Raw genomic sequence first — 13637 nt, 5'->3', positions numbered from 1 at the left:
ATGCCGACCTGGATCCACTGGTTGGCGTCGTCGGCGTCTTCGCGGTGGGAGGCGGCTGCCCCGCCGTGGGGTGTCCGCGTGGCCGTACGCGCCGAGGCGGGGGGTGGTGGCGCTCACGGGGTGCGGGCTGTCCCGGCGGCAGCCGGGGCTCCCGGCCCGGGGACGCCCGTGTGCGGGGCGTCCGCCGGGCCGGGGCCGGTCGGAGGTGTCAGAGGTTCGCGGCGGCTGTTTTGATCGCGGAGGCGAAGGTCGAGACCTCCGCGTAGACGCCGGGGTAGTTCGGCCGGGCGCAGCCCTGGCCCCAGCTGACGATGCCGACCTGGATCCACTGGTTGGCGTCGTCGCGGCGGAACATGGGGCCGCCGGAATCGCCCTGGCAGGTGTCGACGCCGCCCTGGGCGTAGCCGGCGCAGATTTCCTCGGCGGGGACGAGGGAGCTGCCGTAGGAGCTCTGGCAGGAGGCGTCGGAGACGAAGGGGACGCTGGCCTTGAGCAGGTAGCGCTGCTGGCTGCCGCCTTCGCGGGCGGCGCCCCAGCCGGCGACGGTGAAGGTGCCGGTGTCGTACTGCTTGGTCTCGGCGATCTTGAGGGTGGGCAGGTTGATGGGCTTGGCGAGCTTGATCAGCGCCCAGTCCTTGCCCTGGCCGTTGTAGCCGGGGGCCTGGAGGACCTTGGTGGACTTGACCTTGATGGCGCTGCTGCTGTTGAGGTCGACGACTCCGGCGGTGGCGGTGATGGAGGTGTTGTTGCCGGAGCCGCTCACGCAGTGGGCGGCGGTCAGGACGATCTGCTGGGTGTAGAGGGCGCCGCCGCAGCCCATGGAGAGGCGGACCATGAAGGGGAACTCGCCCTGCGCGGCCCGGGTGCCGCCGACGACGGGGGTGGGGGACGCGGTGGCGGTGCCGGGCTGGAGGCTGGCGGCGGCGAGGGCGACGGCGCCGACGGCGAGGGTGCGCTTGAGGAGGGTGCTGAGGGTCTTGGACACGGTCAACACGCTGCCTTTCGTGGGGGGTTGGGCTGTGCGCGTCATCGGGTGAATGACCTGTACATGTCATACCCACGACTGTGCGGGCCTCAAGGGCCCGTTTTCGGACACCGATTGCAGGCAGGGTGCGTCATGACCGTGCACCGCAGGCGGGGCAGCCCGGTCGAGCACGGCCCTACCCGCCGCGCAACCGCCCGCGCGGAGATCACCGCCCTGCTGCGGAGGCTGCCGGATGACGGGATCCGGCCGTAGGCCGTGAGCCCCTCCCCCGCCGACGACGCCGCCGCCGCCGGACCCCGCGTACTTCATGCCGGGCGCGGGCGCTGCTCCTCGGCGCCTACCGGGAGGACACCCTCGGCCACCGGAAGCCGGGCTGCCGCACGCCGGAGGAGTTCGGGTTCGCCCTCGCCAAGCGGGCGGTTCCGGTGGGGGAGGACCTGTCGGCGTGGTTCACCGGCCCGCAGGCGTACGGGGGATGCGTACGCGGGCGCGCGCTCGCAGGCCGGGACCTGCGCCGGGCTCCCCCGGCGGCGGCGGGCGGGTCGGAGCGCCGCCGGTGCTCCGGCGGGCAGCGCTCGGGGCCGCCGGGCCGGCGGTCCTCGCGGGTCCTTCGCGAGGGGAGAGGAAGCCGCGACGACCGCGATCCGGCTCCGGAGCACCGCCTCGGCCGGTCCCTGCGCGCGGCCTGCCCGGGTCGGCCGGGCGGAACGCGTGCGTCCGTCGGATGCACCGCACAACTTGTCGGGCCGGACGCGGTTCGGCCAGGGGGTGCCGCGGGTAGTAATACGTCATCGCACGAGCGCCGGACCGGTCCCGACCCCTCGCCAGGGGGCCGGGGCCGATTCGCGTCCGGGCCCGGTGGCCCCGCGGCCCCGGACTCCCGCGGCCCCGGAGCCCTGCTGTCACGGTGCCGCTTCCGCCCCGTAGACCGGGTGCGGCGGCCGGGCCGCGGCCAGGAGGCCCGTCGCGGCCTCGCCGGCCTCCGCCGGGGTCCAGCGGGCGCCGCGGTCGGCGGTGGGGCCGGGGCGCCAGCCCTCCATCACCGTGATCCGGCCGCCCTCCGCCTCGAAGACGCGGCCCGTGACCCCCGCCGAGGCGTCACTGCCGAGCCACACCACCAGCGGGGAGACGTTCTCCGGGGCCATCGCGTCGAACTTCCCCTCCTCCGGCGCGGCCATCGTCCGCGCGAAGACCTCCTCCGTCATCCGGGTCCGCGCCGCCGGGGCGATGGCGTTGACCTGCACCCCGTACCGGCCCATCTCCGCTGCCGCGACCAGCGTCAGCCCGAGGACGCCCGCCTTGGCCGCGCTGTAGCAGCCCTGCCCGACCGAGCCGGCCAGGCCCGCCCCCGACGAGGTGTTCACCACCCGCGCAGCGATCCTGCGGCCCGCCTTCGCCTCCGCGCGCCAGTACGCCGCCGCGTGCTTCAGCGGCAGGAAGTGCCCCTTGAGGTGCACCCGCACGACCGCGTCCCAGTCCTCCTCCGCCAGGTTGACGAGCATCCGGTCGCGCAGGAAGCCCGCGTTGTTGACCAGCGTGTCCAGTCGGCCGAACGCGTCCAGCGCGCAGTCGACCAGCGAGGCCGCGCCCTGTGCGGTGGCGATGTCCCCGCCGTGTGCCACCGCCTCCCCGCCGCTCGCCCGGATCTCGGCGACGACCCGCGCCGCCGCGCCGCCCCCGGCGCCCGGCTCTCCCTCCCGGTCCACGTCCAGATCGTTGACGACGACCTTCGCACCCTCCGCCGCGAACGCCAGCGCATGGGCCCGGCCCAGCCCCCGCCCCGCACCCGTCACCGCGACGACCCTTCCCCGCGCCGTGCCGCGCGCCGTGCCGCCTGCCGTGCCATCCGCCATGTCAGTCCTCCTTGTTGACCGTCGCCGCGTCCAGGAACGCGGGGCGTTCGCCGCCCCCGTGCACCAGCAGGCTCGCCCCGCTCACGTACCCCGCCCGGTCCGAGGCCAGGAACACCGCCGCCGCGCCGACGTCCGCCGGCTCGGCCAGCCGGCCGAGCGGGACCGTCGCCGCCACCGCGGCGAGCCCGGCGGCGTCCCCGTAGTGCAGGTGCGCCAGCTCGGTCCGCACCATGCCGAGGACGAGCGTGTTCACCCGTACCTCGGGCGCCCATTCCACCGCCATGGAACGCGCCAGGTGCTCCGTGCCCGCCTTGGCGGCCCCGTACGCGGCGGTCCCCGGCGAGGGCCGGGAGCCGCTGACGCTGCCGACCATCAGCACCGAGCCGCGCGCGGCGTGCAGCAGCGGGTGTGCGGCGAGCGAGGCGGTCAGGGGGGCCAGCAGGTTGAGCTGCAGCACCCGGGCGTGGCGTTCGGCTCCGCCGTCGGCCAGGAGCCGGTACGGGGTGCCGCCGGCGTTGTTGACCAGGCAGTCGAGGCGGCCGCGGGTGCGGGCGAGGGTGTCGAAGAAGTCCTGTACGGCGGCGGGTTCGCGCAGGTCGAGCGGGGCGTAGGCAGCGGTGCGGCCCGCCGCGGTGACCGGCCGGTCGGGTGGGCGGCGGGCGCAGACGACCACGTCCGCTCCGGCTTCGAGGAACGCCCGGGCGATGCCGGCGCCGACACCGCGGGTGCCGCCGGTGATGACGGCGACCCTCCCGTCGAGCTCCATGGGCTGCTACCTTCCTCCCTGGCACCTAACAAACGTTTGGTGGAAAGGTAGCTGATGCGCTCATGGGTGTCTCCACCTCACGCCCCGGCAAGGGCATCGCACTGGTCACCGTCGACTTCCCGCCCGTCAACGCGCTGCCCGTCCGGGGCTGGTACGAGCTCGCCGACGCCGTGCGCGCGGCCGGCCGCGACCCGGACCACCGGTGCGTGGTGCTGGCCGCCGAGGGCCGCGGCTTCAACGCCGGGGTCGACGTCAAGGAGATGCAGCGGGATCCGGGGCACGACCGCCTGATCGGCGCCAACCGCGGCTGCTCCGAGGCGTTCACCGCCGTCTACGAGTGCGAGGTGCCGGTGGTCGCCGCCGTGCACGGGTTCTGCCTGGGCGGCGGCATCGGGCTCGTCGGCAACGCGGACGCGATCGTCGCCTCCGACGACGCCACGTTCGGCCTTCCCGAGCTCGACCGGGGGGCGCTCGGCGCGGCGACCCATCTGTCCCGGCTGGTCCCGCAGCACCTGATGCGCGCCCTGTACTACACCTCGCGCACCGCCACCGCGGCCGAGCTGCACGGGCACGGGTCGGTGTGGGAGGTGGTCCCGCGGGAGCGGCTGCGGGAGGCGGCGCTGGCGCTGGCGGCCGAGATCGCCCGCAAGGACGGGTACCTGATCCGGCTGGCGAAGGCGGCGATCAACGGCATCGACCCGGTGGACGTCCGCCGCAGCTACCGCTTCGAGCAGGGGTTCACCTTCGAGGCCAACCTCAGCGGGGTCGCCGACCGGGTCCGCGACACCTTCGGAAAGGCGGGAAGCGCATGACGGCCGGCAGCGGCAAGGTGATCTCGCCCGAGGAGGTCGTGGGGCGGCTGCGCAGCGGGATGACGCTCGGCATCGGCGGCTGGGGGTCGCGGCGCAAACCCATGGCCCTGGTGCGAGCGCTGCTCCGCTCCGGGATCACCGATCTGACCGTGGTCTCGTACGGCGGCCCCGACGTCGGCCTGCTCGCGGCCGCCGGCCGGATCCGCCACCTCGTGGCCCCCTTCGCCACCCTCGACTCCATCGCGCTGGAGCCGCACTTCCGGGCCGCCCGCGAGAGCGGCGCCCTCACCCTGACCGAGCTCGACGAGGCCATGTTCATGTGGGGCCTGCACGCCGCCGCCAACCGGATGCCGTTCCTGCCCGTGCGCGCCGGCCTCGGCTCCGACGTCATGCGGGTCAACCCGCACCTGCGGACCGTCACCTCGCCGTACGAGGACGGCGAGGAGTTCGTCGCCGTGCCCGCCCTGCGGATGGACGCGGCGCTCGTCCACCTGAACCGTGCCGACCGGTTCGGCAACGGCCAGTACCTCGGCCCGGACCCGTACTTCGACGACCTGTTCTGCGAGGCGGCCGACACCGCGTACGTCTCCTGCGAGCAGCTCGTCGACACCGCCGACCTCGCGAAGGCCGGGCCGCCGCAGTCCCTGCTGGTCGGCCGGCACAGCGTCGCCGGGGTCGTGGAGACCCCGAACGGCGCGCACTTCACCTCCTGCGTCCCCGACCACGGGCGCGACGAGGCGTTCCAGAAGCTGTACGCGACCACCCCCTGGCCCGAGTTCGCCGCCCGCTTCCTGTCCGGGCCGGACGAGCAGGCGTACCAGAGCGCGGTCCGGGCCTGGCAGGAGGAGCAGCAGTGACCACACCCGTGCCCCCCTCCCCTTCGTCCGCCCCTTCGCCCTCCCCTTCGTCCGCCCCGAGCCGTGCCGAGTACTGCGTCATCGCCTGCGCCGAGGCGTGGCGCGGCGACGGGGAGGTGCTCGCGAGCCCGATGGGCCTGATCCCCTCGCTGGGGGCCCGCCTGGCGCGGCGGACCTTCTCCCCCCGTCTGCTGCTGACCGACGGGGAGGCCCTGCTGATCGGCCCGGACGGGGAGGTCGAGGGCTGGCTGCCCTACCGCCGGCACCTCACGATGGTCACGGGCGGGCGGCGGCACGTGATGATGGGCGCGAGCCAGCTCGACCGGTTCGGCAACCAGAACATCTCCTGCATCGGCGACTGGGAGCGGCCGTCCCGCCAGCTCCTCGGGGTGCGGGGCGCGCCCGTGAACACCCTCAACAACCCGGTGAGCTACTGGGTGCCCCGGCATTCGCCGCGGGTGTTCGTGGAGCGGGTCGACATGGTCTGCGGCGTCGGGTACGACCGGGCGGCGGCAGCCGGGGTGACCCGCTTCCACCGGATCCCGCGGGTGGTCAGCAACCTGGGGGTCTTCGACTTCGCGACGCCGGACCGGTCGATGCGGCTGGCGTCCCTGCACCCGGGGGTGACCGTCGAGGAGGTCCGGGCGGCCACCGGATTCGCCCTGGCCGTGCCCGAGGAGGTCCCGTACACGCGCGAGCCGACCGGGGAGGAGCTGTGGCTGATCCGCGGCGTCCTCGATCCCGAAGGCCTGCGCGAGCGGGAAGTGCGGGGCTGAGGGCCGTGGAGACGGCACTGACCGCGCTGGTCGGGGTGCGCCACCCGATCGTGCAGACGGGCATGGGCTGGGTGGCGGGGCCCCGGCTGGTGTCGGCGGCGGCGCGGGCGGGGGCGCTGGGCATCCTGGCGTCGGCGACGATGACGCCGGAGCAGCTGCGGGCGGCGGTGCGCGAGGTGAAGTCGCGTACGGATGCCCCGTTCGGGGTCAATCTGCGGGCGGACGCGGGGGATGCGGCCGAGCGGGTGCGGCTGATCGTCGAGGAGGGCGTACGGGTCGCGTCGTTCGCGCTCGCGCCGTCGAGGGAGCTCATCGCCCGGCTGAAGGACGCGGGCGTGGTGGTGATCCCGTCGGTCGGGGCCCGCCGGCATGCCGAGAAGGTCGCGGCCTGGGGGGCCGACGCGGTGATCGTGCAGGGCGGCGAGGGCGGCGGGCACACCGGGGACGTGGCGACGACGGTGCTGCTGCCGCAGGTGGTCGACGCCGTGGACATCCCGGTGGTCGCGGCGGGCGGCTTCCTCGACGGCCGCGGCCTGGTCGCGGCACTGTCGTACGGGGCGGCGGGCATCGCGATGGGCACCCGGTTCCTGCTGACGTCCGACTCGACGGTGCCGGACCCGGTGAAGGCCCGCTATCTGGCGGCCGGCGTCAAGGACATCACGGTCACGACGGCCGTCGACGGGCTGCCGCACCGGATGCTGCGCACCGAGCTGGTCACCGCCCTGGAGCGGTCGGGCCGTGCCGGTGCGCTGCTGCGTGCGGTGCGGCACGCGGCCGCATTCCGGAAGCTGTCGGGCCTGTCCTGGTCGCGGATGGTGCGCGACGGGCTGGCGATGAAACACGGCAGGGACCTGTCCTGGAGCCAGGTGCTGCTCGCCGCGAACACCCCCGTACTCCTCAAGGCGTCCATGGTGGAGGGCCGTACGGACCTCGGCGTCATGGCATCGGGCCAGGTCGCCGGTGTGATCGAGGACCTGCCGTCGTGCGCGGAGCTCGTCGGCCGGGTGATGGCCGAGGCGGAGTCCGTGCTGGCCCGGTTGGAACAGCTGCACGGGTCCGGCACCCTGCCGCCGGCAGGGTGATCCCCCTTCTGCGCCACAGGAGTCGAGCCCGATGGACCTGCGCACCCCGGCGGGTCTCCCGGTCCCGCCCGGTCCGCTGAGCGCTCCGTCAAGCGCCCGCGGGCCGGTGGGGGCCGGCGCGCAGGTCCCCGCGCCCTGCGGGGGCGCGGTGGCGTCAGCGGCCGGCGGCGGGCCGGCCGGCGGCGGGCCGCCCGCCTCCGGAGCGGCGGCGGGCCCCGGCTCCGGCTCCGCCCGAGCGGGAGCCTCCGGAGCGGCCGCCGCTCTGGGCTGTCGTGCCGTTCTGGCCCGAGGCGTTACGGGCCCGGCGCGGCCGGCCCTCGCCCGTACCGGCTGCTGCGGCGGGCGCGCCGGCGGAACCCTGGGGGCCGCCCTGCTGCCCGCCGGCCTGGCCGCGGCCCTGGCCTCCGCGGCCGGAGCGGCGCCGGCCGCCGCCCGAGCCGGAACCCGAGCCGGAGCCGGAACCCGAGCCGGAGCGGCCGCCGTTGCGGGGCTTCGGCGGGGTGGGCTGCGGCACCTCCAGGACGACGGGGACGCCGGAGGGCACCCGGGCGCCGGTCAGCCGGGCCAGTTCCTCGTCGGAGGATTTGATCTGGGCGGTGCGCGGGGAGATCCCGGCGTCCGACATCAGGCGGGACATGTCCCGCTTCTGGTCGGGCAGCACCAGCGTCACGACGCTGCCGGACTCGCCGGCGCGCGCGGTGCGGCCGCCGCGGTGGAGGTAGTCCTTGTGGTCGGTGGGCGGGTCCACGTTGACGACGAGGTCGAGGTCGTCGATGTGGATGCCGCGGGCGGCGACGTTGGTCGCGATCAGTGCGGTGACCTCGCCCGTCTTGAACCAGTCGAGGGTGCGGTTGCGCTGCGGCTGCGAACGGCCGCCGTGCAGCCCGGAGGCGCGTACGCCCTCGGCGAGGAGCCGCTTGACCATGCGGTCGACGCCGCGCTTGGTGTCCACGAACATGATCACGCGGCCGTCGCGGGCGGCGATGCGGGTCGTCACGGCCCGCTTGTCGGTCTCGTCCATGACGTACAGGACGTGGTGCTCCATGGTGGTGACCGCGCCCGCCGACGGGTCGACGGAGTGGCCGACCGGGTCGTTCAGGAACATCTTGACGAGCTTGTCGATGTTCTTGTCGAGCGTGGCCGAGAACAGCAGCCGCTGGCCGTCGGGCTCGACGAGCTTCAGCAGGGCCGTGACCTGGGGCATGAAGCCCATGTCGGTCATCTGGTCGGCCTCGTCGAGGACGGTGATCGAGACCTGGTCGAGGACGGCGTCGCCGCGGTCTATGAGGTCCTTCAGGCGGCCGGGGGTGGCGACGAGCACCTCGGCCCCGCGGCGCAGGGCGCCGGCCTGCCGGTTGATGGACATGCCGCCGACGACGGTCGCGATGCGCAGGTTGAGCGCCGAGGCGTACGGGGTGAGGGCGTCGGTGACCTGCTGGGCGAGCTCGCGGGTCGGTACGAGGACCAGCGCGAGCGGCGCCTTCGGCTGGGCGCGGCGGCCGGCGGTGCGGGCGAGCAGGGCCAGGCCGAAGGCGAGGGTCTTGCCGGAGCCGGTGCGGCCGCGGCCGAGCAGGTCGCGGCCGGCGAGGGAGTTCGGGAGGGTGGCGGCCTGGATGGGGAAGGGCTCGGTGACGCCCTGGGCGGCGAGGGTCTTCAGCAGCGCCTCGGGCAGGTCCATGTCCTCGAAGGCGGCGACGGGCGGAAGCGCCGGCACGACCGGTTCGGGCATGGTGAATTCCTGGGGCCTGGGGGTGGCCGGCGCAGACCTCTGCCGTTCCGCGCCAGTCTTCGGACGTCCCTGGGCCGCGCCTCGACTCCGCGTGGGGCGGCGGCTGGGACGTGCGGAGCTGGAGCTGATCATGCGGGAAAGCCCTCCTGAAACCGGCAGGTCGTACGAAGATCGAGACGGCACGCAAGCCGGGGCCCGCACCTCTCGGTGCGGACCCCGGCATGTGGTGTGCGTCAGGCAGGCAGGATGTTCTCGGCCTGCGGGCCCTTCTGGCCCTGGGTGACGTCGAAGGACACGCGCTGGCCCTCGGTGAGCTCACGGTAGCCCTGGGTGGCGATGTTCGAGTAGTGGGCGAAGACGTCCGGGCCGCCGCCGTCCTGCTCGATGAAGCCGAAGCCCTTTTCCGAGTTGAACCACTTCACGGTGCCAAGTGCCATGTCGAATCTCCCTAGATCAGGCGTAGGGGCCCCATCCGGCGATTCCGGCGAGAAAACAGTAAAAGCGCCTGCGGAACATTCCCGTCAGGCGCACATAAAGTTCATGGGTACCACAACTGCGACGCGACCAAGCTAGCACACATTTCGGGAGCAGGCGGCAGGAGCCGGGAGCGGGACCCCGGCTCCGCTCGTCACAGGCGCTCGATGACGGTGACGTTGGCCTGGCCTCCGCCCTCGCACATCGTCTGGAGGCCGAAGCGCCCGCCGGTGCGCTCCAGTTCGTGCAGGAGCGTGGTCATCAGCTTCACGCCGGTCGCGCCCAGCGGGTGGCCGAGGGCGATCGCGCCGCCGTTGACGTTGACCCGCCCGGGATCGGCGCCGGTTTCCTTCAGCCAGGCCAGGACGACGGGGGCGAAGGCCTCGTTGATCTCCACCAGGTCGATGTCGTCGAGGGACAGGCCCGTCTTCTTCAGGGCGTGGGCGGTGGCCGGGATCGGCGCGGAGAGCATGCGGATGGGGTCCTCTCCGCGGACCGACAGGTGGTGGACGCGGGCCCGGGGGCGCAGGCCGTGCTCGGCGACGGCCCGCTCGGAGGCGATCAGGAGGGCCGCTGCCCCGTCGGAGACCTGGGAGGAGACGGCCGCGGTGATCGTGCCGCCGTCCACGACCGGCTTCAGCGCGGCCATCTTCTCCAGGCTGGTGTCCCTGCGGGGCCCCTCGTCGTGGACGACGTCCCCGTACGGGACGGTCTCGCGGTCGAAGCGGCCCTCGTCGATCGCGCGGACCGCCCGCCGGTGGGAGCGGAGCGCGAACTCCTCCATGTCCCGGCGGGATATCCCCCACTTCCGGGCGATCAGCTCGGCGCCGTGGAACTGGTTGACGGGCGCGTCGCCGTAGCGGGCCCGCCAGCCGGTGCTGCCCGCGTACGGGCCCTCGGCCAGGCCGAGGGGCTCGGCGGCCTGCCGGGAGGCGAAGGCGATCGGGATCATCGACATGTTCTGGGTGCCGCCGGCGACCACCAGGTCCTGGGTGCCGGACAGCACGCCCTGGGCCGCGAAGTGGACGGCCTGCTGCGAGGAGCCGCACTGGCGGTCCACGGTGACGCCCGGCACCTCCTGGGGCAGTCCCGCCGCGAGCCAGGCCGTCCGGGCGATGTCGCCGGCCTGCGGGCCGACCGTGTCGAGGCAGCCGAAGACCACGTCGTCCACTGCGGCCGGGTCGATGCCGGTGCGCTCGACGAGGGCGGTGAGGACGTGGGCGCCCAGGTCGGCCGGGTGGACCGCGCCGAGCCCTCCTCCGCGCCGCCCCACGGGGGTGCGTACGGCGTCGACGATGTAGGCCTCGGGCATGGCGGCTCCTCCGGTCGTGGCCCGCGCGGGTCGCGGGTCAGCTGCGCAGGGAGATCCCGTCCAGGACCATCGACAGGTACTGGCGGGCGATCTCCTCGGGGCTGTGCTGTCCTCCCGGCCGGTACCAGGACGCCGCCACCCACACCGTGTCGCGGACGAAGCGGTAGGTGAGGCGGATGTCGAGGTCGGCCCGGAAGACCCGGGCGGCGACCCCGCGTTCCAGCGTACCGAGCCAGGCCTTCTCGAACTTGGCCTGCGATGCGGCGAGGTAGTGGAAGCGGGGCTGGTCGGTGAGGTGGCGCGCCTCCCTCTGGTAGATCGCGACGGCGGCGCGGTGCCGGTCGATCTCGCGGAAGGACTCGGTGACGAGGGCCTCGATGGTCTCCCGGGGGCCGAGCCCGGCGGCGAGGACGGCGTCGTAGCCCTCCCACAGCTCGTTCAGGAAGGTGGAGAGGATCTCGTCGAGCATCGATTCCTTGGAATCGAAGTGGTAGTAGAGGCTGCCGGCGAGCATGCCGGCGGCGTCGGCGATCGTGCGGACGGTGGTCGCGTTGTAGCCCTGGGCGGCGAACACCTCGGCGGCGGTGTCGAGGAGTTCGCGGCGGCGCTCGGGGCCGGCCGCCGCCTGGGCCTTCTTCTTGCCCGTCGCCTTGTGCACCGTCTGGCCCGTCGTCTTGTTCGTCGTCTCGTTCGTTGGCACGCGCCCATTCTCGGGCTAGGCCCGCTGGCTGCTGACCGACACGGTCTCGCCGGTCATGTACGAGGAGTAGCCGCTGGCCAGGAAGACGACGACGTTGGCGACCTCCCAGGGCTCGGCGTACCGGCCGAAGGCCTCGCGGGCGGTCAGCTCGCGCAGCAGTTCCCCGCTGGTGACCTTCGCCAGGTGCGGGTGCATGGCCAGGCTGGGGGCGACCGCGTTGACCCGTACGCCGAACGCGGCCGCCTCCAGGGCCGCGCAGCGGGTCAGGGCCATCACCCCGGCCTTGGCGGCGGCGTAGTGGGCCTGGCCGGCCTGGGCGCGCCAGCCGATGACGGAGGCGTTGTTGACGATGGCGCCGCGGCCGTGCGGGGGCGGTGCGGGCCGGGCCCGGGCGGCGGCCCGGAAGGAGCGCAGGGCTGCGCGCGTGCAGCGGAAGGTGCCGCCCAGGGTGACGTCGAGGACCTTGTCCCACTGGTCGTCGGTCATGTCGACGAGGGCGGCGGTGCCGCCGAGGCCGGCGTTGTTGACGACGGTGTCGAGGCGGCCGTGGGTGCGTTCGGCGTGGGCGAAGAGGGCCCGGACCTGGGCTTCGTCGGTGACGTCGCAGGGCAGGGAGGTGACGCGGTCCGGTCCGAACTCGGCGGCGAGCACCTCCTCGGTCTCCTTCAGGCGCCGGGCGTGTGCATCGCCGAGGACGACGCGGGCGCCTTCCTGGAGGAAGCGGCGGGCGGTGGCCCCGCCGATGCCTGTTCCCGCGGCGGCGGTGATGACGGCGCTGCGGCCGTCGAGCAGCCCGTGCCCGGGAACGGGTTCCGGCGGTGCGGGCGGTGTGGGCGGTGCGGGGGTGTTCACGTCGGTGCCTCCTCGGCGCCTGCGCCTGCGGCGGGGTCCGCGTCCGTACGGCCGCCGGCCGCGGTGGCGGGGCCCTCGACTCCGGTCACGCCCGCACGGTAACCTACCAAACACTTGTTAGGGAAGCGGGGAGGCGAGCGCCTGATGGACCTGACCCATCCGCCGGAGGTGGAGGCCTTCCGGGCCGAGGCCCGGGACTGGCTCGCGCGCCACGTCCCCTCTTCCCCGCTGCCCTCCCTGGAGACCGGGAAGGGCTTCGCCGCCCACCGCGCCTGGGAGGCGGAGCTGCACGCGGACCGCTGGTCGGCGGTGTCCTGGCCCGAGGAGTACGGGGGCCGGGGCGCGGACCTCGAACGGTGGCTGGTCTTCGAGGAGGAGTACTGGGCCGCGGGCGCCCCCGGCCGGGTCTCGCAGAACGGCATCAGCCTGCTCGCGCCGACCCTCTTCGCGTACGCGACGCCCGAGCAGCGGGCGCGGGTGCTGCCGCCGATGGCGAGCGGCGAGGTGGTGTGGGCGCAGGCCTGGTCGGAGCCGGAGGCCGGCTCCGACCTGGCCTCGCTGAAGTCCCGGGCGGTGCGCACGGACGGCGGCTGGCTGCTGTCAGGGCAGAAGACCTGGTCCTCGCGGGCGGCGTTCGCGGACCGGGCCTTCGGCATCTTCCGCACCGGTCCGGCGACGGCGCAGGACCGGCCGCACCGGGGGCTGACGTACCTGATGTTCGACCTGAGGGCGCCGGGCGTGACGGTGCGGCCCATCGGCCGCCTGGACGGCAAGCCGGCCTTCGCGGAGCTCTTCCTGGACGGGGTGTTCGTCCCCGACGAGGACGTGATCGGCGAGCCCGGCCAGGGCTGGCGGATCGCGATGTCGACGACGGGCGACGAGCGGGGGCTCACGCTGCGCTCGCCCGGCCGGTACCTGGCGGCGGCCGGGCGGCTGCTCGCGCTGTGGCGGGCTGCCGGGGACCCGGCGGACACGGCACTGCGCGACCGGGTGGCGGACGCGCTGGTCGGGGCGCGCGCGTACGAGCTGTTCACCTGGGCCGGCGCGGCGCGGCTGGCGGAGGGCGGGCGGATCGGGGCCGAGTCCAGCCTGAACAAGGTGTTCTGGTCGACGTACGACATCGCGCTGCACGAGACGGCACTGGACCTGCTGGGCGCGGACGCGGAGCTGGCGGACGGGGAGTGGGCCGAGCCGTGGCTGTTCTCACTGGCCGGCCCGATCTATGCGGGCACGAACGAGATCCAGCGCGACATCATCGCCGAGCGGCTGCTCGGCCTTCCGAAGGGCCGCCGCTGATGCGTTTCCTCCCGACGCAGGAGCAGTCGGACTTCGCCCGGGCGCTGCGCGGACTGCTGGCCGGGGCGGACGTCCCGGCCGCGGTACGGGCCCGGGCGGCCGGGGACCTCGCGCCGGGCCGGGCGCTGTGGGGGCGGCTGGCC

The 13637-nt window shown here is 74.4% G+C and carries 13 protein-coding genes; 5 read left to right on the top strand and 8 right to left on the bottom strand.

The window, feature by feature from the left end:
• Positions 1-208: 208 nt before the first annotated feature.
• From HYE82_RS25635 to HYE82_RS25625, 3 genes are all read right to left on the bottom strand, one after another.
• Complete coding sequence (locus tag HYE82_RS25635; RefSeq protein WP_309144448.1) at positions 209-994, bottom strand: serine protease; 786 nt, start codon at positions 992-994, stop codon at positions 209-211.
• Positions 995-1887: 893 nt separating this feature from the next.
• Entirely contained in the window at positions 1888-2838 is a 951-nt protein-coding gene (locus HYE82_RS25630) for an SDR family oxidoreductase (RefSeq protein WP_179176515.1), read from the bottom strand.
• A 1-nt stretch (position 2839) separates the two neighbouring features.
• Positions 2840-3604, bottom strand: a complete 765-nt coding sequence (locus tag HYE82_RS25625) for an SDR family oxidoreductase (protein ID WP_179176514.1) — start codon at positions 3602-3604, stop codon at positions 2840-2842.
• A 62-nt stretch (positions 3605-3666) separates the two neighbouring features.
• Between HYE82_RS25625 and HYE82_RS25620 the strand changes: the two genes are divergently transcribed.
• From HYE82_RS25620 to HYE82_RS25605, 4 genes are read left to right on the top strand one after another with little or no spacing between them, the layout of a single operon-like run.
• Positions 3667-4416, top strand: a complete 750-nt coding sequence (locus HYE82_RS25620) for an enoyl-CoA hydratase family protein (RefSeq protein WP_179176513.1) — start codon at positions 3667-3669, stop codon at positions 4414-4416.
• Complete coding sequence (locus HYE82_RS25615; RefSeq protein WP_179176512.1) at positions 4413-5273, top strand: CoA transferase subunit A; 861 nt, start codon at positions 4413-4415, stop codon at positions 5271-5273. Before HYE82_RS25620 ends, HYE82_RS25615 begins: the two co-directional genes overlap by 4 nt.
• Positions 5274-5281: 8 nt before the next feature.
• Positions 5282-6049: a CoA-transferase gene (locus HYE82_RS25610; protein ID WP_179176518.1), complete on the top strand. Its 768-nt coding sequence runs from the start codon at positions 5282-5284 to the stop codon at positions 6047-6049.
• A 5-nt stretch (positions 6050-6054) separates the two neighbouring features.
• Positions 6055-7131 carry a nitronate monooxygenase family protein gene (locus HYE82_RS25605; RefSeq protein ID WP_179176511.1) on the top strand — a complete coding sequence of 359 codons (1077 nt, stop codon included), beginning with the start codon at positions 6055-6057 and terminating at the stop codon, positions 7129-7131.
• Positions 7132-7285: 154 nt separating this feature from the next.
• Here HYE82_RS25605 and HYE82_RS25600 read toward each other — a convergent pair whose 3' ends face one another.
• From HYE82_RS25600 to HYE82_RS25580, 5 genes are all read right to left on the bottom strand, one after another.
• A complete protein-coding gene (locus HYE82_RS25600; RefSeq protein WP_179176510.1) occupies positions 7286-8992 on the bottom strand; it encodes a DEAD/DEAH box helicase in 1707 nt (568 codons plus the stop codon).
• Between the two features lie 101 nt (positions 8993-9093).
• Positions 9094-9297 (bottom strand): cold-shock protein, encoded by a 204-nt coding sequence (locus HYE82_RS25595; RefSeq protein WP_179176509.1) that lies wholly within the window; start codon positions 9295-9297, stop codon positions 9094-9096.
• A 191-nt stretch (positions 9298-9488) separates the two neighbouring features.
• The gene (locus tag HYE82_RS25590; RefSeq protein ID WP_179176508.1) at positions 9489-10646 is read right to left on the bottom strand and encodes an acetyl-CoA C-acetyltransferase; all 1158 of its coding nucleotides are present in this window, start codon (positions 10644-10646) and stop codon (positions 9489-9491) included.
• A gap of 37 nt (positions 10647-10683) precedes the next feature.
• Positions 10684-11304: a TetR family transcriptional regulator gene (locus HYE82_RS25585; RefSeq protein ID WP_179176517.1), complete on the bottom strand. Its 621-nt coding sequence runs from the start codon at positions 11302-11304 to the stop codon at positions 10684-10686.
• 57 nt (positions 11305-11361) lie between these two features.
• The gene (locus tag HYE82_RS25580; protein ID WP_179176507.1) at positions 11362-12198 is read right to left on the bottom strand and encodes an SDR family oxidoreductase; all 837 of its coding nucleotides are present in this window, start codon (positions 12196-12198) and stop codon (positions 11362-11364) included.
• Between the two features lie 144 nt (positions 12199-12342).
• Here HYE82_RS25580 and HYE82_RS25575 point away from each other — a divergent pair, with 144 nt between their 5' ends.
• Positions 12343-13494 carry an acyl-CoA dehydrogenase family protein gene (locus HYE82_RS25575; RefSeq protein ID WP_179176506.1) on the top strand — a complete coding sequence of 384 codons (1152 nt, stop codon included), beginning with the start codon at positions 12343-12345 and terminating at the stop codon, positions 13492-13494.
• The last annotated feature ends 143 nt before the right edge of the window (positions 13495-13637 follow it).

This window comes from Streptomyces sp. BR123, from assembly GCF_013401435.1.
Classification (GTDB): domain Bacteria; phylum Actinomycetota; class Actinomycetes; order Streptomycetales; family Streptomycetaceae; genus Streptomyces.
Note: the sequence above shows the minus strand (reverse complement) of the source record. Positions and strands in the feature narration are given on the sequence as shown.

Bases quoted from the DNA above. Each gene is read 5' to 3' on its own strand.
- HYE82_RS25575 (WP_179176506.1), top strand. From the start codon at position 12,343: ATGGACCTGACCCATCCGCCGGAGGTGGAGGCCTTCCGGGCCGAGGCC.
- HYE82_RS25590 (WP_179176508.1), bottom strand. From the start codon at position 10,646: ATGCCCGAGGCCTACATCGTCGACGCCGTACGCACCCCCGTGGGGCGG.
- HYE82_RS25620 (WP_179176513.1), top strand. From the start codon at position 3,667: ATGGGTGTCTCCACCTCACGCCCCGGCAAGGGCATCGCACTGGTCACC.
- HYE82_RS25595 (WP_179176509.1), bottom strand. From the start codon at position 9,297: ATGGCACTTGGCACCGTGAAGTGGTTCAACTCGGAAAAGGGCTTCGGC.
- HYE82_RS25625 (WP_179176514.1), bottom strand. From the start codon at position 3,604: ATGGAGCTCGACGGGAGGGTCGCCGTCATCACCGGCGGCACCCGCGGT.
- HYE82_RS25630 (WP_179176515.1), bottom strand. From the start codon at position 2,838: ATGGCGGATGGCACGGCAGGCGGCACGGCGCGCGGCACGGCGCGGGGA.
- HYE82_RS25615 (WP_179176512.1), top strand. From the start codon at position 4,413: ATGACGGCCGGCAGCGGCAAGGTGATCTCGCCCGAGGAGGTCGTGGGG.
- HYE82_RS25600 (WP_179176510.1), bottom strand. From the start codon at position 8,992: ATGATCAGCTCCAGCTCCGCACGTCCCAGCCGCCGCCCCACGCGGAGT.